Source organism: Streptococcus rubneri (assembly GCF_004785935.1).
Taxonomy (GTDB): Bacteria; Bacillota; Bacilli; order Lactobacillales; family Streptococcaceae; genus Streptococcus; species Streptococcus rubneri.
Window position 1 is genome coordinate 1587516 of sequence record NZ_SRRP01000001.1, and the last position, 26342, is coordinate 1613857.

28 protein-coding genes are annotated in these 26342 nt (G+C 43.6%); 3 read left to right on the forward strand and 25 right to left on the reverse strand.

The annotated features are described in order from the left end of the window. Positions 1-48: 48 nt before the first annotated feature. The 21 genes from E5S68_RS07605 to E5S68_RS07710 form a co-directional block, all read right to left on the reverse strand. Entirely contained in the window at positions 49-1014 is a 966-nt protein-coding gene (locus tag E5S68_RS07605) for a glycosyltransferase family 2 protein (protein WP_135782987.1), read from the reverse strand. Then, positions 1014-2108 (reverse strand): non-hydrolyzing UDP-N-acetylglucosamine 2-epimerase, encoded by a 1095-nt coding sequence (gene wecB / locus E5S68_RS07610; RefSeq protein WP_135782988.1) that lies wholly within the window; start codon positions 2106-2108, stop codon positions 1014-1016. Before wecB ends, E5S68_RS07605 begins: the two co-directional genes overlap by 1 nt. Beyond that, entirely contained in the window at positions 2105-3190 is a 1086-nt protein-coding gene (locus E5S68_RS07615) for a glycosyltransferase family 4 protein (protein ID WP_135782989.1), read from the reverse strand. The genes wecB and E5S68_RS07615 overlap by 4 nt, the downstream gene beginning before the upstream one ends. Next, positions 3165-3890 (reverse strand): WecB/TagA/CpsF family glycosyltransferase, encoded by a 726-nt coding sequence (locus E5S68_RS07620; RefSeq protein WP_420880198.1) that lies wholly within the window; start codon positions 3888-3890, stop codon positions 3165-3167. Before E5S68_RS07620 ends, E5S68_RS07615 begins: the two co-directional genes overlap by 26 nt. 17 nt (positions 3891-3907) lie before the next feature. Next, the gene (locus E5S68_RS07625) at positions 3908-4693 is read right to left on the reverse strand and encodes a LicD family protein (RefSeq protein ID WP_135782991.1); all 786 of its coding nucleotides are present in this window, start codon (positions 4691-4693) and stop codon (positions 3908-3910) included. A gap of 3 nt (positions 4694-4696) precedes the next feature. Continuing rightward, complete coding sequence (locus tag E5S68_RS07630) at positions 4697-6070, reverse strand: sugar transferase (protein WP_135782992.1); 1374 nt, start codon at positions 6068-6070, stop codon at positions 4697-4699. 24 nt (positions 6071-6094) lie between these two features. Continuing rightward, positions 6095-6796, reverse strand: coding sequence for a tyrosine-protein kinase (locus E5S68_RS07635; RefSeq protein WP_135782993.1), 702 nt, complete (start codon positions 6794-6796; stop codon positions 6095-6097). Positions 6797-6808: 12 nt separating this feature from the next. Then, positions 6809-7504, reverse strand: a complete 696-nt coding sequence (locus E5S68_RS07640; protein WP_135782994.1) for a Wzz/FepE/Etk N-terminal domain-containing protein — start codon at positions 7502-7504, stop codon at positions 6809-6811. Between the two features lie 39 nt (positions 7505-7543). Continuing rightward, entirely contained in the window at positions 7544-8275 is a 732-nt protein-coding gene (gene cps4B, locus E5S68_RS07645; protein WP_135782995.1) for a capsular polysaccharide biosynthesis protein Cps4B, read from the reverse strand. Beyond that, positions 8268-9746 (reverse strand): LCP family glycopolymer transferase CpsA, encoded by a 1479-nt coding sequence (gene cpsA, locus E5S68_RS07650; protein ID WP_167470843.1) that lies wholly within the window; start codon positions 9744-9746, stop codon positions 8268-8270. The genes cps4B and cpsA overlap by 8 nt, the downstream gene beginning before the upstream one ends. Before the next feature lie 696 nt (positions 9747-10442). Beyond that, positions 10443-11978 carry a cardiolipin synthase gene (gene cls / locus E5S68_RS07655; protein WP_135782997.1) on the reverse strand — a complete coding sequence of 512 codons (1536 nt, stop codon included), beginning with the start codon at positions 11976-11978 and terminating at the stop codon, positions 10443-10445. Positions 11979-12243: 265 nt separating this feature from the next. Beyond that, a complete protein-coding gene (locus E5S68_RS07665; protein WP_167470844.1) occupies positions 12244-12684 on the reverse strand; it encodes an SP_0198 family lipoprotein in 441 nt (146 codons plus the stop codon). A 95-nt stretch (positions 12685-12779) separates the two neighbouring features. Further along, positions 12780-14021, reverse strand: coding sequence for a bifunctional folylpolyglutamate synthase/dihydrofolate synthase (locus tag E5S68_RS07670; RefSeq protein ID WP_135782998.1), 1242 nt, complete (start codon positions 14019-14021; stop codon positions 12780-12782). A gap of 232 nt (positions 14022-14253) precedes the next feature. Next, the gene (locus E5S68_RS07675) at positions 14254-14565 is read right to left on the reverse strand and encodes a DUF1292 domain-containing protein (protein WP_135782999.1); all 312 of its coding nucleotides are present in this window, start codon (positions 14563-14565) and stop codon (positions 14254-14256) included. A 16-nt stretch (positions 14566-14581) separates the two neighbouring features. After that, entirely contained in the window at positions 14582-15001 is a 420-nt protein-coding gene (gene ruvX, locus E5S68_RS07680; RefSeq protein ID WP_135783000.1) for a Holliday junction resolvase RuvX, read from the reverse strand. Then, complete coding sequence (locus tag E5S68_RS07685; protein WP_135783001.1) at positions 15001-15267, reverse strand: IreB family regulatory phosphoprotein; 267 nt, start codon at positions 15265-15267, stop codon at positions 15001-15003. The genes ruvX and E5S68_RS07685 overlap by 1 nt, the downstream gene beginning before the upstream one ends. A gap of 142 nt (positions 15268-15409) precedes the next feature. Further along, entirely contained in the window at positions 15410-15970 is a 561-nt protein-coding gene (locus tag E5S68_RS07690) for a hypothetical protein (protein ID WP_135783002.1), read from the reverse strand. Positions 15971-15980: 10 nt separating this feature from the next. Beyond that, the gene (locus E5S68_RS07695; protein WP_135783003.1) at positions 15981-16577 is read right to left on the reverse strand and encodes an SP0191 family lipoprotein; all 597 of its coding nucleotides are present in this window, start codon (positions 16575-16577) and stop codon (positions 15981-15983) included. 192 nt (positions 16578-16769) lie between these two features. Then, positions 16770-17168, reverse strand: coding sequence for a transcriptional regulator Spx (gene spx, locus E5S68_RS07700; protein WP_135783004.1), 399 nt, complete (start codon positions 17166-17168; stop codon positions 16770-16772). Between the two features lie 88 nt (positions 17169-17256). Next, positions 17257-18399 carry a recombinase RecA gene (gene recA / locus E5S68_RS07705; RefSeq protein ID WP_135783005.1) on the reverse strand — a complete coding sequence of 381 codons (1143 nt, stop codon included), beginning with the start codon at positions 18397-18399 and terminating at the stop codon, positions 17257-17259. Positions 18400-18445: 46 nt separating this feature from the next. After that, positions 18446-19714, reverse strand: a complete 1269-nt coding sequence (locus E5S68_RS07710; RefSeq protein ID WP_135783006.1) for a competence/damage-inducible protein A — start codon at positions 19712-19714, stop codon at positions 18446-18448. Positions 19715-20074: 360 nt separating this feature from the next. Between E5S68_RS07710 and E5S68_RS07715 the strand changes: the two genes are divergently transcribed. Next, on the forward strand, positions 20075-21112 hold the full coding sequence (locus E5S68_RS07715) for a S66 family peptidase (protein WP_135783007.1): 1038 nt from the start codon (positions 20075-20077) through the stop codon (positions 21110-21112). 45 nt (positions 21113-21157) lie between these two features. Here the strand turns inward: E5S68_RS07715 and E5S68_RS07720 are convergent, their stop codons facing one another. Genes E5S68_RS07720 through mutL form a run of 4 tightly spaced genes read right to left on the reverse strand, consistent with a single transcriptional unit; the run spans position 21158 to position 24971 of the window. Continuing rightward, complete coding sequence (locus E5S68_RS07720; RefSeq protein WP_135783008.1) at positions 21158-21841, reverse strand: CPBP family intramembrane glutamic endopeptidase; 684 nt, start codon at positions 21839-21841, stop codon at positions 21158-21160. Continuing rightward, positions 21838-22401, reverse strand: a complete 564-nt coding sequence (locus E5S68_RS07725) for a DNA-3-methyladenine glycosylase I (protein ID WP_135783009.1) — start codon at positions 22399-22401, stop codon at positions 21838-21840. Before E5S68_RS07725 ends, E5S68_RS07720 begins: the two co-directional genes overlap by 4 nt. A 9-nt stretch (positions 22402-22410) precedes the next feature. Next, entirely contained in the window at positions 22411-23004 is a 594-nt protein-coding gene (ruvA, locus tag E5S68_RS07730; RefSeq protein WP_135783010.1) for a Holliday junction branch migration protein RuvA, read from the reverse strand. Positions 23005-23024: 20 nt separating this feature from the next. Then, entirely contained in the window at positions 23025-24971 is a 1947-nt protein-coding gene (mutL, locus tag E5S68_RS07735) for a DNA mismatch repair endonuclease MutL (protein ID WP_135783011.1), read from the reverse strand. A 477-nt stretch (positions 24972-25448) separates the two neighbouring features. On the opposite strand from mutL, the gene E5S68_RS07740 reads away from it, so the two are divergent. Then, entirely contained in the window at positions 25449-25889 is a 441-nt protein-coding gene (locus E5S68_RS07740; protein ID WP_135783012.1) for a LytTR family DNA-binding domain-containing protein, read from the forward strand. Then, complete coding sequence (locus E5S68_RS07745) at positions 25883-26341, forward strand: DUF3021 domain-containing protein (RefSeq protein WP_135783013.1); 459 nt, start codon at positions 25883-25885, stop codon at positions 26339-26341. The genes E5S68_RS07740 and E5S68_RS07745 overlap by 7 nt, the downstream gene beginning before the upstream one ends. The last annotated feature ends 1 nt before the right edge of the window (position 26342 follow it).

Sequence of the window (26342 nt, forward strand, 5' to 3'; positions counted from 1 at the left end):
CTCCTGTTTTGTCTCAGTTTCCTTCTTTAAAACATAGCTATTAGCAATCTAGCCTAGTTTTGCTCTCACCTTTTGATACAAATGAGGAGAAAGGAGCAAAAGAAGGTATTTGAGTTTGTTTTTTCTTGTAATATGTGAATTGATTAGAATATCTTTCCAATAGCGACGATACTCTTTGCGAATCTTATTGACTTGGTCATACATTTGAGAACCTAATAAGGCATGGACCACATGCAAGCCATTAAAGACATAGCGGGTATTGACCGCTTTTTTCATTTCCTGATCATCAGGATAATCTCTCTCGACATAGGCTCTGTTCCAGTCCATGGCCTTGTAAAAATCCAAAAGCCGATCGCTATAAGAAGAATTTACGATACTCCCTGGTCTTCGATAGTATTTATAAAGATTTAGATCGCTGACTGCAATTTCATCACAACAAGCAATATGTTCATAAGCAACAGCCAAATCTTCGTAGATCATTCCTTCTGGATAGGGGTGTTGGAGCAAGATCCCTTTCTTATATAGCTTTCCACCCGAATGGGTCCCAACGTGGTGACCATAGAACATTTCTTTGAGGGCTGTATGACGATCTAATTTCCTTGAACTTTTTTCATCTACATCACCCGAAAAATCTTTGTCCTCATGATTTCTTACTTCAATAACCGGTGTCGATACAAGGTCAACTTTATACTGTTCTTTTAAGCCAACCAAATATTCGACTGCTCTAATGTCATAATAATCATCAGAATCAAGGAAGATAATCCAGTCAGTTGTCGCAGCTTTCACTCCTGTATTTCGAGCATTAGACAACCCTCCGTTTTGAAGATGGAACACTCGAATACGGTCATCTTCCTGAGCATACTGGTCGCAAATTTCTCCTGAACGATCGGTTGATCCATCATCGACCAGGATGATTTCAATATTTGAATAGGTCTGCTGTCTAAGACTACCGACACTATACTGTAAATACTCCTCGACATTATAGACCGGTATGACAATCGAAACCTTTTCCATTATGCTAATCCCTTCATGATAATTTCTACAATCTGTCGGCAAGCCGTCCCATCCCCGTAAGGATTACTTGCCTGGCTCATCTTTTTGTATTCGTCTTGGTCTTCCAGAAGGAGCTTAAAATTGCGATAAATGGCTTCTTCTTCTGTCCCAACCAATTTCAGAGTCCCTGCGGCCACACCTTCTGGACGTTCTGTCGTATCGCGCATGACAAGGACCGGCTTTCCTAAAGAAGGCGCTTCTTCTTGGACGCCACCTGAGTCTGTCAAGATCATATAACTTTGGTTCATGAAATTATGAAAATCAATCACTTCCAAAGGCTCAATGATTTTCATTCGCTCATTCTCTCCAAAAATCTTGCTGGCCAATTCTCTGACCTTAGGATTTTTGTGGATGGGATAAACCACCTTGACATCTTCAAACTCTTCCAAAATCCGGTTGACCGCACGGAACATGTGCTCCATAGGTTCCCCAAGGTTTTCGCGACGATGGGCCGTCAACATAATGAGTTTACTTCCTTTTGCCCATTCTAAAATAGGATGATCGTAGTCTTCTTTCACCGTTGTCTTTAAGGCGTCAATTACTGTATTTCCCGTAACGAAGATATTACTACGCCCTTCTTTTTGAAGATTCTCTTTTGAAACCTGGGTCGGAGCAAAGTTGTAGTCTGCCACAATAGAGGTAACCTGACGATTAAACTCCTCTGGATAAGGACTTTGAAGGTTGTAAGTCCGTAAACCTGCTTCCACATGCCCCACTTTAATCCCCATATAAAAGGACGCCAAAGCTGTCGCAAAGGTGGTAGTGGTATCCCCATGGACGAGGACAATATCAGGTTGCTCCTGCTCCAGGACCGGTTGGATTTTCTCTAAGATTGATGTCGTAATGGTAAACAAGGTTTGGTTGGTCTTCATGATACCAAGATCATAATCGGGAGTGACTTGAAAGACATCCAAGACCTGTTCTAACATTTCCTTGTGTTGCCCTGTTACACAGACTACAGTTTCAATCGTATTGTGCTGCTTGAGTTCATTCACCAAAGGACACATTTTAATAGCTTCTGGACGCGTCCCAAACACCAACATTACTTTTTTCATTTTGAACCCTTCCTCATCGATTGGTAAAAGTTGCGATAGTTGTCTAAAAAGATAGAATAGCTAAATTTGGTATCATAATCCCTCTTTGCTTGAACAGCTAAAGAGGCTCTTTTCTCAGGATTTCCTGCCAACTCTTTAATTGCTTGAGCCAGGGCTTGCGGATCCTCAGCTGGAACGAGGATCCCATTCTTAGAGTTCACTACTTCATTCACACCTGGAATATCTGTTGCAATCATCGTTTTACCGTTCATAAAGGCCTCGATTGCAACCAATCCAAATCCTTCAAAGACTGACGGAAGAACACAAAAGTCAAAGCTATTGATACACTCTACGACATCGCTTCGGTAGCCCAAAAAATGAATTCTTTCTTCCAGATTTAGTTCTTTTGTTTGATTTATCAAATCATTTCTCAATTCTCCGTCACCGACAATAAACAGGGAGACACTTGGATTTGTCACAAGTGACATGGCTTGGATCAGGTAGGACAAGCCTTTTTGTTCGGATAAGCGAGCTATACAGCCTATTTTGATACCGTCACACTTAGTAATTTCATTTACTGTATGTTCACTGTGTTGCATTTTCACTCCATTATAAATCACAACAGAGTTTTTTGACTTTACATCATTAAAGATATTTTCCTGGACAGCTTGGCTGACAGCAACCGTTCGAGCCTTTCCTAGGGCAAATTTATAAAGTGGCAATTTGTCCTTAAAAACATTATGGGCTGTGTAGACATGAATCAAGTTCGGATGACGCAGTTGCAACAAACGAATATAGAATGCAGCCATCCGGTGATGGGTGTGGACAAGAGTGATCTCATTTTCTTTGATGATTTTGGAGAGACTAGAGAGAATTTTGAGTACAGTAGCTGGCTGTTTGCTATCAACGTCTAAAATGCGATGGTGTTGAATCCCATTCTCTGCTAGTTTTTCTTCCCACAATCCACCAGTTGATGCGACATGAACCTGGTCAAATTCATCCTTAAGATCTGTCGCCAACTGATAGACAATACGTTCAGCCCCACCGATATCCATGGTCCTCGAAATGTGAAGAATATTATTTTTTTGCTTTCCGTTTTTCATGTACTACTCTCTTAATAAAAGTGGCATTTCCTACAAAGTAGCGCTTAAAGAGCCGTTTGGGTTCATTGGCCACACGGAACAACCATTCCAGATTGGCTTTTTGCATCCACAAAGGCGCCCGCTTGATATGACCTGATAGGACATCAAAGCTTCCTCCCACTCCCATAAAGACAGAGTTCACTCCATTGTCCATAAACTTCTGGATCAAGTACTCCTTTTTAGGAGAGGTAATCCCGACAAAGACAAAATCTGGATTCTTCTCACGGATATCTTCTTGGATAGTCTCCTCTTCTTCAGTGGAGAAATAGCCATTGCGATGACCTACTACTCGGAGATTCGGATAATCCTTTTTAAAGATGGCTAGCATATCTGTCAAGACTTCCTCTTTTGCCCCGAAGAAGTAGACAGAGTAACCTTTTTCATTGGCCAAATGGAGCAATTCCTGCATCAAATCGATGCCTGCCACGCGCTCTGGCACAGAATAGCCCAAATAGCGCGCAGCGAGAACAACAGAAGCACCATCTGCATTGATGATTTCAGACTCATTGACAATCTTCTTGATAGCCTCATCTGTCGCACATTGATTAAGTTTGTCTGCGTTGACCCCCATCAAATGGAGCGGTTTTTTATCTCGGACAAACTGTTCTGTAGCAGCAACGGTTTCAGCCATTGTTAAAGGGTCAATTCTGACCCCCATCATTGTAAAACTTTTCAAGCTTATTCTCCCCAAGTGGATTCAAAGTGACCTTTTTGCTCTGATTCTTCAGGTAGCTTCATATAATCGCCATAAATCTTTGTCAGATATGCATCCGGATCGGCATGACCACTGATTTTAATGGTTTCAAAATCAAGGAGTTGTGGCTCCCCAAATACCTCTTTGTAGGCCAATTCTCTCTCGCGATAGGATCCTAATACATTCCCCACGAGATCACTTGTCTCAAAGTCATATTTTTTAATCGTATTTTGCAACTTCTGATTGATTTTTTCAGTATTTAGTAACTTGTCTAAGTGAAGAATCTTAGAGACCTTCACAATTGTATTTTCAAAGAAACCTCGGTCGCGATTATGCAGTCGATTGATAACAGATATTTTTGAAAGGGCACGGTAATACTTAATTTTATTGGTATGTAAGAAATAGTGGAAACCATCTGATGGATAACCATCTAAAGGAAATACATCGATAAAAGGACTACATACAACCCCACCAAATTCAATTTGAAGGGAAGTATCCATGATGGATGTGTTACCCAAATTATCATCATGGATTCTTAGGATAACATGATCCGGTAATTCCTTTTCGCAAATTTCCAGGAATTTTTCATAATCTTTTCTAGGCATTCCTAAATCCATATCATCATCCCAGGGAATAAATCCTTTGTGACGAATAGCTCCTAATAGAGTTCCACCTAAAGCATAATAGCGGAGATTGTACTTAGAACAAATCTCAATATACTTTTCTAATAAGGACAACTCTCCTAATTGAATCTGTCTTACTTTACTCATTTCCTACTTCGCTCCATCTCGTTTAAACACAACTTTGATTGTCTTCAGTAAGATCTTAATATCTGACCAGATAGTCCAGCCATCGATATAGGACACATCCAGGCGGACGACTTCGTCAAAGTCTGTGATCTCACTACGTCCACTCACCTGCCAAAGTCCCGTAATGCCTGGCTTGAAACTCAAGCGACGTTTTTGCTCTGGAGTGTACTGTTCGTACTCATCCACTGTTGGCGGACGAGTCCCTACTAGACTCATATCTCCTTTGAGCACATTGTAGAACTGAGGCAATTCATCCAGACTGGTCTTGCGGATAAAGCGACCGATCGGAGTAATCCGAGGATCATTATCCATCTTAAACATACCACCCTTCATGGTGTTTTGAGCCATCAATTCTTTCTTTCGCTCCTCTGCATCGACATACATGGAGCGGAATTTATAAAACTTAAAGTAGCGACCGTTCTTACCGACCCGTTTTTGGGCAAAAATAGCCGGACCTCCGTCCTTACGGATGAGAGGAACGAGGACAATAGCCACAAGCCCACAAATCAGCAAGCCCACTAAGGAGCCACAGATATCAATGACCCGCTTGGCTGTCACATGACTCGGCTTATAGAAGTTGGTCGAGAAGGTCACAACATTGAGCCCAGCTACTTCCCGAATCCGCTTATTACCAGCAAAGTTCAGGTCAAAGGCATTGAGGTTAACCGTTACATCAATCCCCATGGTCTCAAATTTGGAGACGAACTCCCCGATATCGTACTTTTCACTCGGTAGGTTGATAAAGACTTCATCCACCACTTCATGAGTGGCATAGGCCATCAAGTCTTTCTCAGCAACGACCCGAACCTTCTCGTGTCGGAAGTCCGGCCGATCTAGGACACTCACTGCCACCAGCTCTCCGCCACTATCATTGGATAGAAGGAGACGTTCCAGCACCTTGTCTATGCGAGATGTCGCTGTAATCAAAAGGATCTTGTGACTTCCCTTGAGCTTGTAGTAGAAACGTCTCCAGTATTTCCGAATGACATAGTTTTCAAGGTATAAGAGTAGAGCACTCAACAGTAAGAAATAAACCATTCCTCGCCTGGAAATCGAAAACTTCTCCTCCAAAAGGAAGCTCGAAAAACTAATCGACAAGGCGAAGAACAAACTATACTTCAAGGTTTCCATGAGGTCAGATAATTGACCCCGCTTGAAGAAATCATGATTATAGTCACTGAAGTAAAAGGCCACATAGTGGAGCATATAGAGATAGAGCATCGTATTGAAGTGGATCTCTGTCTCCTTTACAAAGCTCAACAAATAGGCTACCACTAAGGTTGGCGCACTTTGCACAAAGGCTAAAGCTAATTTGTGAAAACCCCTTCTTTCTGTCATCATCTCCCGGACCTATCCTATTCTTTATCTTTTCTTCTTTTTCCCGTAGTTTCCATAGTTCCCATAGTTCCCATACGAACCATATTTCTCTAATTCAATATCAAATTTATTGAGGACTACACCAAGGAAAGGTGTTCCTGTTTGTTCCAATTGTTCTTTGGCCTTTTGAACGGATTTTCGGCTGACCGCACCCGCTGCTGTCACGATGATACTCCCATCACATCGTTGCGCGATAATGGCTGCGTCAATGACCATCCCAATCGGTGGTGTATCCACGATGATGTAGTCATAATGATTGCGAAGGGCATTCATGATGATTTCAAAATTCTTACTTTGAAGAAGTCCCGTTGGGTTGGGTGAAATCTGCCCAGACAAGAGAACATCCAATTTTGGATAGTCTGTCGTCGCAATCGCTTGGGTTAGTTCATCTTTGCCTGATAGAACTTCGGTCAAGCCTGCAACGCGACCTTGGCTCCTGAAGATCCCTGTCATGATAGAGTTCCGAATATCGGCATCAATCAAGAGGGTACGATAGCCCGCACGCGCAAAAGCTGTCGCCAAATTCGTGGAAATAGTTGATTTTCCTTCGTTGGGTTGGACAGATGAGATCGCCACAACCTTGATGTCTGATCCACTTAACTGGATGTTGGTACTGAGGGCATTAAAGTACTCCTCAGCATCGTGCATTGCTTCTAATTTTGTTTTTACAATTTCTAAGGTAGCCATGAACTCTCCCTCTTACAATTTCTTAATGCTTGGGATCACACCAATAAGGGTCACACCCATCACTTCTTCGACATCTTCTGGTTTCTTCACGCGGTCATCCAAGACTTCTGAGAGGATCACCAAGGCTGAGATAAAAACTCCACCAACGACAAAGCCAAGCAAGACATTACGTTTGATATTCGGTGAAGAAGGATTTTGCGGAACTACTGCCTCATCCAAGGTTGTTACATCTGACACCTTGGTTACTGCGATGATCTTTTCTGCCGCAACATCCTTCAAACCATTGGCAATTCGTGCAGCTTCCTTAGGGTCTGCATCCGATGCTGTAATGGACAAAATCCGTGTGTCAGTCGGAACTGCAACGGATACCTTCTTAGACAGTTCCCCAGGAGTCATATCCAATTTCAATTCTTCAATAGCTTGGCTGAGTACATTTTGAGAAAGGATAATTTCGCGGTAGTCTTTTACCAGATAGGATCCCGCTTGGAGGTCCTGGTTGGTCAAGGCATTGTTTTCTTGATTTTGACGGCTGACCACATAGATCCGACTGGTACTTTGGTAGGTTTTTTTCGCGACAAAGGTGCTATATCCTAGCGCAGCCAGTGCGAAGATCAAGGCTGTAGATAGGATCGAAAACTTCCGGCGCCATAAGGTCTTAAAGAGGGAGATGACGTCCAATTCAATCTCTTTGCTCTCTTGATTTTTCATGTGTATAATCTCCTTTTCAGTCCATAAGACTGATTTTTCTTAAAATAATTCGTTGTTTAATAAGTATTCTTGATGCTTGCTAAAGAGGGCTTGAGCCCGCTCTGTTCCATAGCGCTTCTCAATGATCTGATAGGCTTGCTGCATGTAGGGCGGACGCTTGTCTACATTGTGCATATCGCTCGCAACAAAGTGAACCAGATCCTTGTCTAGGAAGTAGCGAGCCCGATGCTTCATAAACTTGTAGCGATCTCCAAAGAGCTTGGCTTTGAGGACACTCGAGCTATTGATCTGGGTATAACAACCCATCCGGATCAACTCTCGCACGCGCTTTTCATTCTTTTCTAAGCAATGGTAGCGCTCGATATGAGCGATTACTGGGGTAATCCCTAGTCGCAAGACGGAACTTAAGGCTTGATGGATCTCCTTGTAAGGCGTCGACATGCTAAACTCGATCAAGGCAAAACTTGTATCCGCAAGCACAGGGATAGTTCCTGCTTCTAGCTTTTCTAGAACATCTCGCGTATAGTAGATCTCTGCCCCATAGTGCAAGGTCATATCTGGCAGATGACTAGCTAGCATCTCTTTGACAGCTAGGTAGTTCTGGTAGATCTTATCCTCTGGAGTTTCAAACATGCCCTTACGGCGGTGAGAGGTCGAGATGACCGTCCGCACGCCCTGACGATAGCTTTCTTCGAGGAGTACTTTGCTGTCCTCGATTGTTTTCGGTCCATCATCCACATCAAAGACGATATGTGAATGGATATCAATCATTACTTGTTCCTTCCATGATTTGGTTTATCTTTTCTTTGGCTTGGCTCACACTGTCCGCATTCAACTCCAGCATGTAGAGGGCAGAACCTGGCATAGCATAAGATGGCAGATCGTTGCGACCTGTACCAGTTACCGCTTGAGAAGTCACCTTGTAGCTACCACCAGACTCCAACTGGGTATTGACCAAGTTCATGATAGTTGGCAGAGGCATATTGGTCTGCAAGGAATCCTGCAAGCCTGAGATAATCTTATTGTAATTGGTCAAAGCCTTGGTAGAAGTCAGCTTCTGGATAATGGCTGCGATGACCTTTTCTTGGTTCTTCCCACGGTCATTGTCCCCGCCTTGGAGAGAGTAGCGCTCACGGACAAAGCCTAGAGCTTGCTCTGAATCCAGGTGGACCTTACCAACTGGGAAATGGTAGTTGCCATGGAGACTAGTGAATTCTTGGTCGTTTTCGACATCAATCCCACCGACCAAATCGACCAACTTCAAGAAGGAAGTGAAATTCAAGCGGACATAGTAGTCCATCTTGATGTCGTAGAGATTTTCTAGGGTATGGATGGAAGCATCAATCCCATAGATCCCTGCGTGGGTCAGCTTGTCTCCTTGGTTGTTGCCCCCATCAGCAATCGGTACATAAGCATCCCGAGGAGTGGTGGTCAAGAGGACTTGCTTGGTCTTGCGATTGACCGTCATGATGATGTTGACGTCCGAACGCGACACAGAGGTCACCGGTCCGTAGGTATCGATCCCGCTGACATAGATGTTAAAGGTATCGGCATTAGCATCTGTTTTCGCCTTGCTTTCGACCTGACGGCGAATCTTGTAGGAGTATATTTTCTTCAGTTTTTTGGCATAGCCTTCATCTACACTAGAGAGGGTATCTTCAAAGGTATTGTTGAGTATGATCGCCTTAGTCTTATCCTCTTGAAGGGCTTGATAGGCCGCCACATAGGAGTCTGCATTTTCCACGGCCAAGTCATGATTGCGCATCTTTTTGACTTCATCAACGAGGGCCTGGACATCGCCAGCATTGTTGTTGCCCGTCGGAGCAGTGACAGTGGTCAGGTCCTTGATGTCCTTGATCTCACTATCTGCTTTCACATAAACCGCCATCTCGTATTCTGTGTAGTCGGAGTTGCGGTTGACATTACCTGTCACATCGACCAACTGCTGGGTGACAAACATGGATACCGAACTTGCTAAAAGCCCCACAACTAGCAGACCTAGAGTCGTTTTCTTAGCTTTGTTGCCCAAGATCAGCCCCAAAGTCAGAAGCAGACCCAAGATAAAAAGAAGGGTCACAATGACGTTCAAAAAGCGAAAAGCAAGGATATTATACCGAAATATGGTATAGAGAAAGAGGCCTACAACCAGAGCTGTCAAGACCCAGAGACCACTATTGACAACCCGTAAATGATCCCAATTACTATTTCCATTAGAGCGTGTCCGCTTACGACTTTGATTCATTTTATCCCCCATACTAATTTCTTAAATATTATAACATAAATAATTCCTAAAAATTGCATACGATACCTAATTCTACAATAATTATATAATTTTTTCGCCTCACTGTATAGAAATATGGGAAGGAGAATGACAGAAGAAAAGGAGGCTAGCTAGGCAATGGAGAACCCACCTTTCCCCCAGATAGGTCAAGGAAACAAAAAAGGCAGAAAAACCGCCTGATTATTTGTAGGAATGACAGAATGAGATTGGAAGAGGAGGAGACTTCGTTTCAAAACATTAAAAGGCAATATGGACAAACTAAGGCCAGTAGACAATAGCTAGAAATAAATCTTGGTCCTCTCCTTCTTTATAACCTTTTCCCTTAAAAATTGTTTTTTCCCTTAACATGCACTTTGTTTTAAGGGAAAACTTGTTAGTAAGGGATAAGTTTTATTGCTTAGAATATGATAAATTGACCATTACTTTTAAAATAGGGGGAATCCCCATAGATTTTACAAAAAGCACAAGTGAATCGTCACTTGTAGTTTTTCTTATATTCATCTTAAAGGACTTTAGTTTGAAGATCGAGCATTTATATATATGCCAACAAACAGAAATGCAATTGTGATCAAATGCATAGGTATCCTGCGTAATTGCCCGCTTTTAATGCTCATAATAAAAAGTAGTCCTTTTTATCAAATTAGGACTACTTTTTTCTTATAACATTGGGGCGAACAACTGCATGATTTCCTTGACCAGATGCTGATACCAGGTCACGCGGAAGGTCTCCAGTTTGATTTCTCTCGAGACGGCAAAGATGTTGTCAAAGTCTGCTCGGATCTTAGGAATTTCCGGAGTTTCATACATCCAGATGGCATTTTCATAGTGGTGGACCAGACTACGGTAATCAAAATTAATCGTTCCGACTACAGCGATTTCATCATCTACCAAGACCTGTTTACTATGGACAAAGCCCGGTAGATACTCGTAGATCTTCACACCCGCCTCCATCAGATCTGGATAGGCCCCGCGAGTAACGATCTGGATCAACTTCTTATCTGGTATGAAGGGCGTCACAATGCGCACATCGACACCTCGAAGGGCCGCATTGCGAATATCCTCTGTCAAATCATAGTCAATGATCAAATAAGGGGTGGTGATATAGACATAATCTGTGGCCTGATTGATCATATTCTGATAGACAGCCTTCCCGACCTGAGATTTGTAGATGGGCTTGGGTCCACTCCCAAAAGGAATATAGAGGCCCTCACCGTCTACAGCTCTATTCTCCATATGGTATTTGTCGAAATCTTCGATTTCCCCTTGGTTGATGTACCAGGTCATGAGAAATAGTCGGGTCAGCGCCTTAACCGCCCGCCCCTCTATGCGTACCGCACTATCCTTCCAATGGCCGAATCGTTCGATCTGATTGATATACTCATCTGCTAGATTGATCCCGCCAGTATAGCCAATTTGACCATCAATGACCAAGATCTTGCGGTGATCTCGGTTGTTGTAAGCTACAGTCAATCGAGGAATCACCTTGTTAAACTTGTGAGCATCGATCCCCAACTTTCGCAAGCGTTTGGTATAATTCCCCGCTAGGGTCGCCATACAGCCGATGTCGTCATAGAGAAGCTTGACTTCCACTCCTTCCTTGACTTTCTCAATTAAAATCTCGAGGATGCTATCCCACATCAGGCCTTCATCGATAATGTAGAATTCTATAAAGATAAATTTCTTGGCGGAGCGCAAATCTTCTAAGAGTTGTTTAAACATCTGATCGCCCAGAGGGAAAAAGGTCGAGCTTGTCCCATTGTAAAGGTCTGCATTGTGGTCCATAGAAAGCAGGGACTTGACCATGCCGTAGACCGCCTTGTTTTCTTCTTTCAGCTTCAGACGGAGCTCCCGACTATTGTCCTCGCGGAACTCCATAGACTCCATATTTTCCAACTGTTTCATTTCTTTTTTGGAGAGACGCCGCTCACCAAACATGAGGTAGAGCAAGGAGCCAAAGACAGGAACAACCGCGATCAAGAGCCAAGTCACCTTGCTTTCAGGAGGCATATTGCGGTTAACAATAGCCAAGATGGTCGAGATATACAAGAGGACCATGATGGTGACAGACAGCCAATTGGGGAACCATTCGTTCAGCCAAAAGAAAGCCGCAAATGAGAACCAGAGCTCAAAGCCCATAAAGAGAATACTGAAACCATACTTGGACATCAAAAATCGTATTTTTCGAAAACTCACCCGAACCCTCCTTCTTTTCTAATCCCTACTAGTATACCAATTCTGAAAGAGCAGTGCAAACTAGAGGTCAAGAAAAAAAGAGGCTGGGACAAAAGTCCTAGCCTCTTAATTGTTTTTGGATTGTCGAGCAAGACGCAGTGGTTGAGTGGGCTCTACTACGCTGATTTCATCATCTTTTACAGCCCTACTCAACTGTGCGGAGGTGGGACGACGAAATCGAATTCTAACGAATTACCGATTTCTGTCCCACTCTCAAGTAAGCTATTTACTGTTTCGTCAGAACAATGGTTCCATGATCATCGATTTCCTGATCTAGATCCTCCAGTGTGAGTTGTTGACCATCTATGCGATAGCGGTAGGTATCATCTCCGATGACCATAGACTGGTTAACCTCATCGATTTGGACAGGCTTGCTTTCCGTCTCCCCATCTGCTTCTACAGCAGTCCAAGTCCCCTTATCTCCTTGAATGACTAAGGTCACTTGATCGGTTTCATCGGTTCCTTTATAGGTGCCACCGATAGTCCCTTCAGCCACTTGAGAACTGGACGAGGCTGGACTAGAGGAACTTGTCCCTTTCTCCATAGACGAGCTAACTTGAGAGCTCTCTTGCGAGCTAGCAGCAGGGCTTGGCGTATCTTGCTTAGCGCAGGCAACCAGCAAAAGGGCGGTAGCCATAGTTAGTAAAGTCGTTATTTTTTTAATCATTGATCTTCTTCCTTTCTCGCCATCCTTATTCATAAAGGCAACCCTAGGGCCTTGCCTTACTCCTAGTATAGGACATTTCCTACCTGAGGTCAATGTTATCCTTTTCCTATTTGGATCAGATAGGCCCTGACTTCAGCGATAAAGTAGAGAGAACCCGTCACAAAGAGAACAGCTTGCCCCTCATTTTCTTGGTAAAAGTCTTTCAAGTAATCACGGAAGTCCGCCACATAAGGATAAGCCAGACCTGCTTCCTCTTCTACGACCTCTCCATAGGCAAAGGTTGTCACAGTCAGTTCAGCCTGAGGCAACTCTTGACAGAAGGTGTCTAGCATCCCCTTGTAGTCCTTGCGCTTCAAGGCACCAAAGAGGATTTTGACCTTCTGATCCGTAAACGTTTGAGCGTATTGGACCAAGCGATGAACTGCATGAGGATTGTGAGCTCCATCCAAATAGACGTCGCCAGCAAAAGCTTCCAGACGACCTGGCCAGCGAGTTTCTTGTAAGCCCTCTGCCACCAGATCTGCCACTACCTGCTGACCTCTTTGCTCCATGAAGAGGAGAAAGGCCTCGAGGGCCACCGCAGCATTCTCTTCCTGATAGGCTCCCTTGAGTCCCAGTGTTAGATGCTCAAAGCGGTGCTTCTGGTCTTGAAAGATGCCCTCGACCAAGTGAAAATCCGCCCCATAAGCTAGAAGAGGACAGTTCTTTTCCTCTGCCTCAAGCTGGCAAACCCTCTTGGCCTCAAGAGCTAGAGGACCGATAATGGCTGGTTTCCCTGCTTTAAAAATCCCAGCTTTCTGACTTGCGACAGCTTCAAGCGTATCTCCTAAGGTTTCCTGGTGATCGAGACCGACAGAGGTAATGACTGCAAGCTCACCCGTCACAACATTGGTCGTGTCTAGCAGGCCACCAATCCCTACCTCGATCAACGCCAGATCCACCTCTTGCTCCTTAAAATACAAGAAGGCCATCAAACTGATAATCTCAAAATAAGAAAGTTGATCCTGAGTTTCTAGTAATTGGACTTCCATGGCTTGGATGACTTGGCCCAAGCGGATAAAGTCTCGGTCTGAGATGGGCTCCCCTCCAATACAGATGCGGTCATGAATACTAATCATGTGGGGCGAGGTAAAGGTCCCGACTTTCTGCCCATGTTTTTGGAACAGCTGGCGCATAAAAGCGATGGTCGAGCCCTTCCCATTTGTTCCCGTCACATGAATAATAGGATAAGCCTCCTGAGGATGCCCCAGCAGAGCAACCGCCCGCTTCATCCGATCCAAGCCTGAACGGAAATTCAGTCCAATCCGACTATTCATCCATTCTTCAATTTGATTCATTCTCTTCTCCTAACAGAAAAGAGCGACTAAGCTTGGATAGATGCTAGCGCTCTTTTAGTTTCTTGGTGTGTATCAGCCTCTAGGACTGATAGGCAATTGCTAGTGCAGGGGTTAAAACGCCCCCGGACCTTCCAACTCTCTCTAGTTTCTTGGAGTTGGGGTGATACAGTCTCCCAGACTTACTTGCGGTCTTCATTTCTAACGCAAGGCTAAAAACGTCCCCCGGACGTTTTTACTCCTCCATAAAGCTGTTGAAAACTTCTTCAATCATGTTCCATTCGTCATCTGAATCTTCTGGGATTGGTTGAAGGTCGCCTTCTGTTCCATCTTCGTTTTCTGTAAATGAATAAGCTTGGATTTCAACTTCGCCGTTTTCATCTTCTTCTGCATTGGCAGGGATTAAAAGAACATAGTTCTTCCCAAATTCTTCTTTCCCATCAATGGTCAAAAGGATTTCGAACAAGCTTTCATTTCCTTGTTCGTCCACCAATGTAATCAATTCGCGTTCGTCATGGTTGTGGTCATGATCATGGTTGTGTGACATGTTGTTTCCTCTTTTTCTAAAATTTTCGATCCAAATAATTTTGTAAAATCAGCTGGGCAGCTAATTTGTCGATGACTTTCTTGCGTTTGTTTCGACTGATATCGGCTTGTTCAATCAGCATGCGCTCCGCTGCGACAGTTGTTAATCGCTCATCCTGGTACTCAACTGGCAATCCAAACAAGTCTTCAATTCGCTTGCCATAAGCTTGGCTAGCTTCTACTCGCGGTCCACTTGTGTTGTTCATATTCTTGGGTAATCCAACGACAAAGCGGTCCACTTTGTATTCTTTGACCAACTCAGCAAGGCGGTCAAGACCAAACTCTCCCTTGTCCTCATTAATCTGAATAATCTCCAGACCTTGAGCCGTAAAACCTAACGGATCACTGATAGCCACTCCTACTGTCTTAGAGCCAACGTCTAGTCCCATAATTCTCATTAGAGGTCGAGTCCTTGCCCTTTCAAGTAGTAGCGAACCAATTCTTCTACAATTTCATCGCGTTCGTATTTTCGGATTTGGTTCCGAGCGTTGTTATAACGAGGTACATACGCAGGATCCCCGCTAAGCACATAACCTACGATTTGGTTGATTGGATTGTAGCCTTTCTCATCCAAAGACAAGTAGACATCCTTTAATGTATCACTAATTTCTTTACGGTTTGAATCGTCAAGATTAAAACGTACTGTTTCGTCTGTAAATCCCACAATAACACCCTCTTTCTTTATATTAGTTCGATTATATCATAATTTTCAAGCATTCTCAATCGAAAAATCTTGATTTCACGGGCTTTCTCCGTACTTTTTCAGCTTTTTTTGAAAGCAAAGTCAGAAATCGGACACTTGCTTTTCATTTGCCTTTTTCTCCCAGTTCTTTATAGCCAATCGACTTCAATTCCTTGATCCAGCTTTCTGGGGAATAATCTTCTATAGACTCAAATAGGTCTCCATAAAATTCGTTTTGTTTGGCTTCCTCAAGATCGACTTTTTCCGGATCGATCGATATATCAAGGATAAAGGCTTCTTCTGTCATATGAGACGTCACCGTTACCCCATCCAACTCTCTGAGCTGATCGGTCGCCCACTCTGACTCAAAGGCCAACAGCATGTCGTTTTTGGCCGTTTCTTCATCCTCTACAGTTTTTAAGTGCTGGGCAGATTCTTCTTTCCGTTCATCGGTCAAATAGCTGGTCACGTTTAGTTTGATATTTTTATAGGTCTTTCCCGAGTAAGTCAACACGAGGGTGAAAACTCCAGTTCCATCCTCTTCCGATTCCATTTGCAATTCATCGACTAAGGTCCGAGTAATCGTTCCATCTGTGGATTGGGTGCTTGTCCCTGAAGATTGGGCTTCTCCACACCCTGCTAGGGCCAACAAGGCCAAAAGGAAGGTCAAACATAATTTTTTCATCACACACCCCTTAGGATTGTTCTTTAGCTCCATTTCGAAGAAGGTTGTTCATATATTGAGTTGGGGTTAATTTCAAGAGCGCTTCAAGATTAGAAGACTTGAAGTACTCCATTGTAGCAGCCTTTTTGACATCTAAGGTCGTAAAGTCGTAGGTTATCGTTGTCTGGTAGTCGTTTTCGTTGAGCAACTTGATTTCCAAGGAGAAACCTGGGAGAGCCCGAGCCTGTTTGGCCGCCTCATCCTTGTCCATCGATTCAACCAATAGTTTTTGAACCTCTTCTATTCCTGCTTGTTGAATCGCTTGTTTGATCTCATCACTCGTCGGAATTGTATTGACCATAACCAATTTTGTAAAACTATCTCCCTGATAGGTAATCATTTGAGTTTGTTGCATGCCTTTTTCATCTTTGGGCATAGCAAAGGTCTTGGTATAGATTTGTTGATCCTCTGCTTTTTCCAAGACATTGCGATTCTCTTTATTGAATTGTTCAATCTTGGCACTGTTGGCCTTTTGATTGCTAGAAGAGTTGGTTTTTCCTTGTTTCTTTTGTCCACAAGCTGTTAAGGCTACAAGGACAAGTCCTAAATACATCAATTTCTTTTTCATAAAATCTCCTATGATTTTCCTGATAGGTGGGAAATTCTCTTTCCCCTACAGGAGTATTGTACCACAGATTCACAAGCAAAGGTACTCTTGTCCCTTACTTTTTCGCTACTTTCTGTAAGGAAAGAAAAAGTCGAGATCTTAGAATCTCGACTTAATCAGTCTATTTGACTATCTATCACTTCTTCTTAGTAATTAAAGAGCTGCACGTAAACGCGCTTCAGCATTTTCAACATTTCGGACGGAACGTGGTAGGAAAGCACGGATATCATCTTCTTTGTAACCGACTTGCAAGCGTTTATCATCTACTAAGATGGGACTTTTCAAAATACGGGGAGTTTGCATAATGATATCGATGACCTCATTCATGCTAAGGTCTTCTATATCCACTCCTAGATTCTTTGCATATCGATTTTTGGAAGAAACAATACTAGCAATTCCATTTTCTGTTTTGGTTAAAATATCGAGTAGCTCTTCTTTACTAATTCCTTCTTTACCTAGATTTTGTTCCTTATAGGTTAACTGATGAGCATTAAGCCACGTTTTAGCTTTTTTACAACTGGTGCAACTTGAGACTGTATAAATTTTGATCATGCATGCACTCCTTTCGCCACACGATAATAACATTATAGTATATTATACCACAAAAACCATCAGTCTTTCGACCTATTTTGAAAAAAAGTTACTCTTCAATTTCAATAGCATCATCAAGATCTAGTGTTACTTCTTCTACAAGTGGTTTTTCTTCTACTTCATCTAGTGTAGCTTGTGGAGCATCCTCTTCGATCAAGCCAAAGCGCACGCGCACTTGGTGGTCAATCTCATCAAAAATTTCTGGATGATCTGCCAAGTACTTCTTGGCATTTTCAGAACCTTGGCCAATCTTCTCACCGTTATAAGAATACCAAGCACCTGCTTTTTGAATCAAATCGAGGTCTGTCGCGATTTTCAGCAATTCGCCTGTACGTGAAATTCCTTCTCCATACATGATTTCAACCATAGCTTCTTTGAATGGTGGGGCCACCTTGTTCTTCACAACCTTGATCTTTGTTTCCTTACCAACGTTGGTATCTTTTTGGTCCCCAGTACCCTTGATTTGGGTATTCCCACGAACATCTAGACGAACAGAAGCGTAGAATTTAAGGGCACGACCACCAGGTGTGGTTTCAGGGTTCCCAAACATGACCCCAACTTTTTCACGCAATTGGTTGATAAAGATGGCAATGGTCTTAGTCTTGTTGATTGAAGCCCCAAGCTTACGCATAGCCTGGCTCATCATCCGCGCTTGCAAACCAACGTGGCTGTCACCGATATCTCCATCAATTTCTGCACGTGGTACCAAAGCAGCAACAGAGTCGATCACGACCAAGTCAACAGCACCAGAGTCGATCAATTTACCCGCAATTTCAAGTCCTTGTTCCCCTGAGTCTGGTTGAGACAAGAGGAGTTCATCAATATTGACCCCAAGAGCTGCAGCATAAGACGGATCCAAGGCGTGCTCGGCATCTATAAAGGCAGCAATTCCTCCTTCTTTTTGGGCTTGCGCTACCGCATGGAGAGCAACGGTTGTTTTACCTGATGATTCTGGACCATAGATTTCGATGATTCGACCTTTTGGATAGCCACCAGCTCCCAAGGCAATGTCAAGAGCTAAAGATCCAGAGCTCATGACCTGAACTTTTTGCTCTGCGCGTTCACCCAAGCGCATGATGGAACCTTTACCAAAGTCTTTTTCAATCAATTTTAAGGCATCATTGAGGGCTTTTTCGCGTTCGTCCCCAAATTTTTTCGAAATGTCATCTAACTTTTTTTGTTTTTTCGCCATTCTTTTCTCCTATGTTCAAAGCGTAGTGTTTTACACCTTCTTTTTATTATAGCAAATTTTCATCTAATAATACAGTCTTGCGTACCAGATTAAAGGCATGAAGGACTGCGACTTTACGAACATCCATACGACTCCGACCAGCGATATTGACCTTGATCGATCGAGCTCCTTTTGGACCCGCAATTCCAATAAAGACAGTCCCTGCTGGGTGCCCTTCTAGGCTGTCTGGACCAGCAACACCTGTCAGACTGACTCCATAGTCAGCCCCTGTTAAGAGACGGGCTTGTGCCGCCATCCGCTCAGCTGTATGGGCAGAGACCACTCCATGTTCTTGTAACTCAGCTAGGGGGATTTGGAGCATTTTGCTCTTTTCCTCTATGCTGTAGGTGACAAAGCCTCCTGGCAAGACTGCTGAGGCTCCTGAGAAATTAGCCAGAGTCGACTGGAACATCCCGGCCGTCAAGCTCTCTGCTGCGGTTAGGGTCAAGCCTCTCTCGCACAAGAGTTCAAAAGCAACCTTGGCTAGGGAATTGTCATCTCCATAGCCATAGAAGAGCTGCCTCAAGGGTTGGGCATCCAAGGTCTCATGCTGGAGAATCACTTGCTCCAACTGATCCAATTTCTGATCTGCCTGCTCTTGTGACGAAGCCTTGGTCGACAAACGCAGAGTGACTTCCCCTGTCTTAGCATAAGGGGCCACCGTCGGGTCTGATTGGCCATCAATCACATCCGCTAGGACGGTTACCAACTGGCTTTCCCCAATCCCAAAGAAGCGCAAGACGCGTGAGTAGAGCTTTTCTCCTGTTGCTAGAAGAGGCACTAACTCATCATTGACCATAGGTTTCAATTCACTAGGGGGACCAGGCAAGACCACGTAGCTAACGCCCTCTACTTCGATTAGTCCTCCCACTGCCAAACCGGTCAGATTTTGGAGCGGTGTTGAGCCTGTTACTATTTGAGCTTGTCTCAGATTGTTGGGAGTTCGAACATGGTCTGGCCGACTGTCAAAGAAACGGTCCAACTTGGCCATGGCTTCTGAATCAAATGTCAGATCTTTACCCAAAAACTGGGCTAGGGTCTGCTTGGTCAGATCGTCTTCGGTCGGTCCGAGGCCTCCCGTGAGGATGACGAGATCACTTCGATCACGCGCAATCGCAAGAACAGACAAGAGACGATCAGCATTATCTCCAACTGCAGTTTGGAAATAAACGTCGATCCCTAGACTGGCCAATTTTTCTGATAAGAACTGCGCATTGGTATTGACAATCTGTCCTGTGAGAATTTCGGTCCCCACTGCAATGATCTCTGCTTTCATAACGCCTCCACTTATACTATTCGTAATTTTTTCTTCATTGTAACACAATTTCCTAAATTATTTTAAAAACAGATTGAAGAAAAAGTTCATTTTAGGTAACTTTCTTCAATCTTTTTCTTTTTAGAGTATTATAAAGTAAAAAAACTCTTATAAATTCCGTTACATCAATATTCCTAAGAGATTTAACTACGTGGTAACCAACTTCTAAAAGGGCTTGCCTATATTCTGAAGTAAGCACATCGAGCGATTATTTTTCTATTGCTTTATTGACATAGAATCGTATCTCTAATGCTATTCCTTATATTTTTCTATCATTTTTTATGATACAATAGCATCAATTTATTTTTAGGAGGATAATATATGACTTCTACTATTGGTATTATAAGTTTATCTAGTGGGACTATGGGTGAAGACTTTGTCAAGCACGAAGTGGACTTGGGTATTCAACGTCTCAAGGACCTCGGACTCAATCCTATCTTTCTACCTCATTCGCTAAAAGGCTTAGATTTTATCAAAGAACATCCTGAAGCTCGTGCAGAGGATTTGATTCAGGCCTTTTCTGATGATAGCATCGACATAATCCTATGCGCCATTGGTGGAAACGATACCTATCGCTTGCTACCTTATCTTTTTGAAAATGACCAACTACAAAAGGTTATCAAAAAAAAGATTTTTCTCGGTTTCTCGGATACGACCATGAACCATCTCATGTTGTATAAACTAGGAATCAAGACTTTTTACGGCCAATCCTTTCTAGCAGACATTTGTGAGTTAGACAAAGAAATGTTGCCATATAGCCTCCACTACTTCAAAGAATTGATTGAGACGGGAATAATCTCAGAAATTCGACCTAGTGACGTTTGGTATGAGGAACGGACTGATTTTAGTCCCAAAGCCTTGGGAACACCTCGTGTCAGCCATGCAAATACAGGTTTTGACTTGTTACAAGGCAATGCTCAGTTTGAGGGAGAAATCCTCGGTGGTTGTCTTGAGTCTCTCTATGATATTTTTGACAACTCTCTACACGCAGATAGCACAGACCTCTGCCAAAAATACAAACTTTTCCCTGACTTATCCGACTGGGAAGGAAAGATTCTATTGCTAGAAACAAGTCAAGAAAAGCCTGAACCTGATGATTTTAAAAAAATGTTGCAGGCTTTAAAAGAAACTGGGATATTCGAAGTCATCAGTGGACTCTTGGTCGGAAAACCTATGGATGAAACCTTCTATGACGACTATAAGGAGGCTTTAATAGACACCATTGATAGCAATATCCCGATTGTCTATAATCTAAACGTTGGCCATGCTACACCAAGAGCAATTGTTCCCTTTGGAGTCCACGCGTATGTAGACGCAACGGAGCAAGTCATTCGCTTTGACTATAACAAAGAAAGCTGAGATGAATTTCTCAGCTTTTTCTCATTATCATTACTGGCATTTTCATCACATACTACTGATAGCTAAAATGATCAAGGAGAGACTGTTGCTTAACATGTGAATAAGTAGGGGATAGTAAATATTCTCCTTTTCTTTCACATAAATAATTGAAAAAGCAAGGCCACCACCTAGGTAACCGACTGCACCGACCCACTCTGATAAAGACAAACTGTGCATATGAGTAAGCGAAAAGGCAAGGCCGACCAAAAAGACACTCAGCCAAGTTGCCAGACTTTTTCTCAGATATCTCAATAGAATTTGACGGAAAAATAATTCTTCCACCAAAGGTCCGATGATGCAGGCGAAAACTGCTATCAGTAATGGTTGCTCTTGAAAAGTGCTCTGAATATTCGACTGGTTTAGACCTTGTCCGACTAGCCCCAAAAACTGCCTCAACATCTCTGATACAAAACCAAAGACAACAGTCATCAGAATGAGAAAGAGCCAGCCTTTTAAAACGCCAAAGAAGAATTTTCTTTTCGTCTTTCTAATCTCATTCCATTGTTGAATCAATCTATCCTTGAACAAGAAAGAGCCATATAGAGCTAATACTACATAGACTAGATATTGTAGATAATTCTCAATGACAGATGGCATCAAAGAAGCCAGCAATTTATCGCCATCAAACTCAAAGAAAACTGTATAGAGAATACCAAAACCAAGGATTCCCTTATTTTTATTAGACATCATTTAAGACCCTTCCAGTCACAATCATTCTCGTGATCATTGACCAGACCTGCAGCTTGTAGATAGGATAGGACCGCAACGGGGCCTGTAAACTTAAAACCACGCTTTTTGAGGTCTTTGGCAAGTTGTTCGGAAAGAGCTGTCTTCGCAGGGGCCTGCCGGTAATCCGGGACATCATTGTTGATGGCTTTCCCACCGACAAAAGACCAGAGATAAGCATCAAAAGAGCCGAACTCCTTCTGGACTTGTAAAAAGGCCTGGGCGTTGGCCCGTGTCGCAAAGATCTTCGCTCGATTGCGAATGATTGCCGGATTATCTAGCAAGGCCTCCAGTTCCGAGTCGGTCATCTCTGCGACTCGTTGGACTTGATAGCCATAAAAAGCTTTTCGGAAGGCTTGGCGTTTATTGAGCACCGTCTCCCAAGACAGGCCTGCCTGATAGGTTTCCATACACAACAACTCAAACAATGCTTGATCATCATGGAGGGGTTGGCCCCACTCTTCATCATGGTAGGCTACATATAGCGGGTTGTTCATTTTAACCCAACCACAGCGTTTTGGCATAGAAATCTCCTATTTCACCAACATCTTAAGGGCCGACTTGATGTAGTTTTCTGCTGTATCCGTCGTGCCTTCAAAAAATTTCTTAATTTTCTTAAGTTCCGTTGCCTTGTAGCCCAATGCCAACATGGCTTCCATAGCTTCTTCGAGAGCTTGGTTTTCTTCTGTTGACTTAACTTTGGATTGAGCCGGTGCATCTTCTAGATCAAGATTGATCTTACCTTCTAGATCCAAGACCATCTGTTGGGCTGTTTTCTTGCCGATCTTCGGAAACTTGGTCAAGTAGGTGATGTTCTTGCTTTCGATGGCTTGGACGAGCCCTGCATTGTCATCTGCAGCGATGATGGCCAGAGCTGAGACTGGGCCAATTCCAGAGACTGAGATCAAGTTCAAAAAGAGCTTTTTCTCTTCTTCGGTCGCAAAACCATAGAGAAGATGAGCATCTTCCCGAACCACCTGGTGCAGATAGACTTGCACCTCTTGATTCATTTTTCCAGAGTAGGCATAGGGATTGGCCACATGCAAGAGATAGCCGATTCCAGCTGTTTCTACCACAATGTATTTAGCAGTGATTTTCGTTAAAATTCCTTTAATGTATTCGTACATAAGATTCCTTTATTCTTTATTTAATACTTGCCCAATTCCCGCAGACTGGTGTGATTTTCCTGAATGCGTCGGAACATCTTTTCCATGTCGGACTTGGTAAAGTTAACCAAGACGGGACGGCCGTGGGGGCAGTTATAAGGGTTGTCACATTGGGACAGTTGGTAGATGAGATCCCGTGCGGAGTAATCATCCAGGGTGTGATTGGCCTTGATGGACCGTTTGCAGGACATCATGATGGCCAACTCAGCCCGATATTTCTTGATGGACACTTCCTTGGTCAATAGGAGCATGTCACACATCTCATAGATGCCCGACTCGATCTCTTCTTCCTTCATCCAGATTGGGTGCTCCCGTAAGATCAACTGGTTGGCTCCGTATTCTTCTAAGTAGACGCCCACTTCTTCTAGAAGGTGTTTGCGCTGTTGTAGGCGGATCAGATCATCTGCAGGGAACTCAAAGATATAAGGCACCAGCAGTTGCTGCTGACTGCCGTCCACGTCCCCGATGCTCTCTCGGTATTCTTCGTATTTGACCCGCTCTTGGGCTGCATGCTGGTCAATGATGTAGAGGCCCCCATTGCCTTGGGCAAAGAGATAGGTCCCATGCATCTGACCAAAATATTCCAACTCTGGGAAAGTTGATGTCTCTTCCCCTTCCAACTTATCATAAGCCTTGTCTAGACTAACCAGATCCAACTCTGGGTGATCCAGTTGGTCATACTGAGGTGCCTTTCGCTCTGCAAACTTGATGGCTGTCGGTTTGACCTCCTTTCCTTCATCTTGTGAAAAGAGAAGCGTTTGCTCTGGGAACATTTCACCATTTGGCTGGGATTCCCCGACCTCTGGGCGGACAAAGAAATCTCCCTTGTCTCGGTCGTAATAGAGGCTATTTTCTTTTAGAGGGAGGCTAGTCTGGACTGGCTTTTCTGTTCGACGAAGCGTCGACTTGGCCAGATTTTCCAGAGCATCTGGAATCAGATCTTGCTCTTTCAAAGCGGAGACAATCGCTTGGGAGATCAAGGCCATCAGTTCTCGTTCTTTAGAAATACGCACCTCTTGCTTGGTCGGGTGGACATTGACATCAGCTAGATAGGGATCGATTTGAATATTGATGACCGCTATTGGGAAGCGTCCGACCATGAGTTTACTGCCATAGCCGTCCAAGATGGCCCGATTGAGCAAGAAATTCTTGATGTAACGGCCATTGATAAAGAGGCTGATGTAGTTGCGATTGGCCCTGGTCAGTTCTGGCAAAGAGACAAAACCGGACACTTCAAAGTCCAAATCACCTGTCTCGATGGCAACCATTTTCTTGGCAGTAGCGAGCCCGTAGACTCCTGCAATGGCTTGGCGGAGATTTCCCGTCCCTGCCGTCCGGGTCAGTTCATGGCCGTCATTGATCAAGGTAAAGGCGATTTCTGGATGGGCTAGACTCAAGCGGTTGAGAATGTCAACGATATGGGACAACTCTGCCTGTTGACTCTTCATATATTTGAGGCGAGCTGGTGTATTGAAAAAGAGGTCCTCGACCTTAATTTTGGTCCCCACAGGACTGGTCGCCGGCTCAAGAGAAGTGATTTCACCCCCTTTAGCCTCTAGCTTGGTCCCATGACTAGCTCCTTCCTGAGCTGTCAGGATAGTCATGACACTGACAGAGGCAATAGATGGCAAGGCCTCGCCACGGAAGCCTAGGGTCCGAATCCGAAAGAGATCGGCTTGACTCTTGATCTTACTAGTTGCATGGCGACGAAGAGCTAATTCCACTTCCTCATGGGCAATCCCCTGTCCATTATCCGTGATTTGAATGGTCTTTAAACCGGCTTCTTCGATCTCTACGACAATCTGACTGGCCCCCGCATCGATGGAGTTTTCAATCAACTCTTTGACCACACTGGCTGGGCGTTCAATGACTTCTCCAGCAGCAATCTGATTGGCTAGAATTTCTGGCAATTCAATAATCTGTGACATAGCTTCCCCTCTTATGTTATATACGCGCATAGGTAGAACTATTATACCATATCTCCAAGGAAGGCCTGATCTTAAAACAGTCTAGGACTAAGGTTAGGGCGGATTAGAGTCAGACTCTCCTGAATGACTGTTTCCTCCTCTCTTAGAGAGAAATAAAGATTGAGTGGGACGACAAGGAGGCTACCGCTACAGAAGGCGGGACGGACTTGTCTCCCTTTTCCAAGTAAATAGAGTACGAAGGCCCTTCTAAAAGCAAGGAGCCCCCTCCATAGTATGCTTTCACAGGAGGCTTTCTCATCAAGTTTTTTCATAATGATAGTAGGCTGATCTTCAACTTTCAACCGGATAAACCGATAAAAAGACCGAATAGACAAAAAACCTTGTTTTCATTTCTGAAAAAGTGTTTAATAGACTTGTAAGGAGGAGGTCCTGCTAGCGGACATCTGACTTCAAATCATAGAGTTAGAAGGGATTTGTATGAAAGTAACAGTTACCATTGACCCCCATTTTCAAGAAGAAGATGTAGCTATCACAGGACCACAACCTAGTGAACGCATCCAGAAAGTCCAACAGTTCATCGAAGAATTGGATCAAAAAGAACGCTTGCGCGCTAGAAAAGAGGGAGAAGCCTTCTTGGTAGAACCTCACTTGTTTCACCGTTTCTATATTGAAAATCGCCAGGTGATTGGGGAAAGCGAGTCAGACCAGTTTATTCTCACAGGCCCCCTCTATCAACTCTCTCAAGAGTTACCACCCTACTTTCTACAGATTTCACAATCTGAGATTATCAATACCAAAGAAATCGATCAACTGCATTTTACTACCAGCGGATCGGTCCAAATCAATCTAAAAAATGGGACCATCACCTATTCGTCTCGTCGCTATTTAAAAGCTATTAAGGAGAAATTATCATGCTAAAGACTCATCTATCGAATGCCTCTAAAGGCATCTTCATCGGCCTTATCCTCTCTATCGTCTTTTCTTTCTTAAACTCACCTTCAACTTATATGCCACTCAGCCCTAGCTCGGCTGTCGGCCAGTGGATGCAAGCCCACGAAATTCATGGAGCCCTCGTGATGCTCTACTGCATGCTTATCTGGGCCTCTATCGGTCTCCTCTTTAGTTTTGGAACTGTCCTTTTCGCTAAAGACTGGAGCCTGCTCCGTGCGACCCTCAGCCACTACCTTTTGATGCTCTTTGGTTTTCTACCCTTAGCAACCCTAGGAGGCTGGTTCCCAGTCCAAATCAGCTTCTACATCTCCGTCATTATAGAATTTAGTCTTGTCTACTTGGTCATCTGGGCTGCTTCTTATCACATCTACAAGAAAAAAGTAGAAGAAATCAACCAACAGTTGCAAGGTAAAGCTTAAA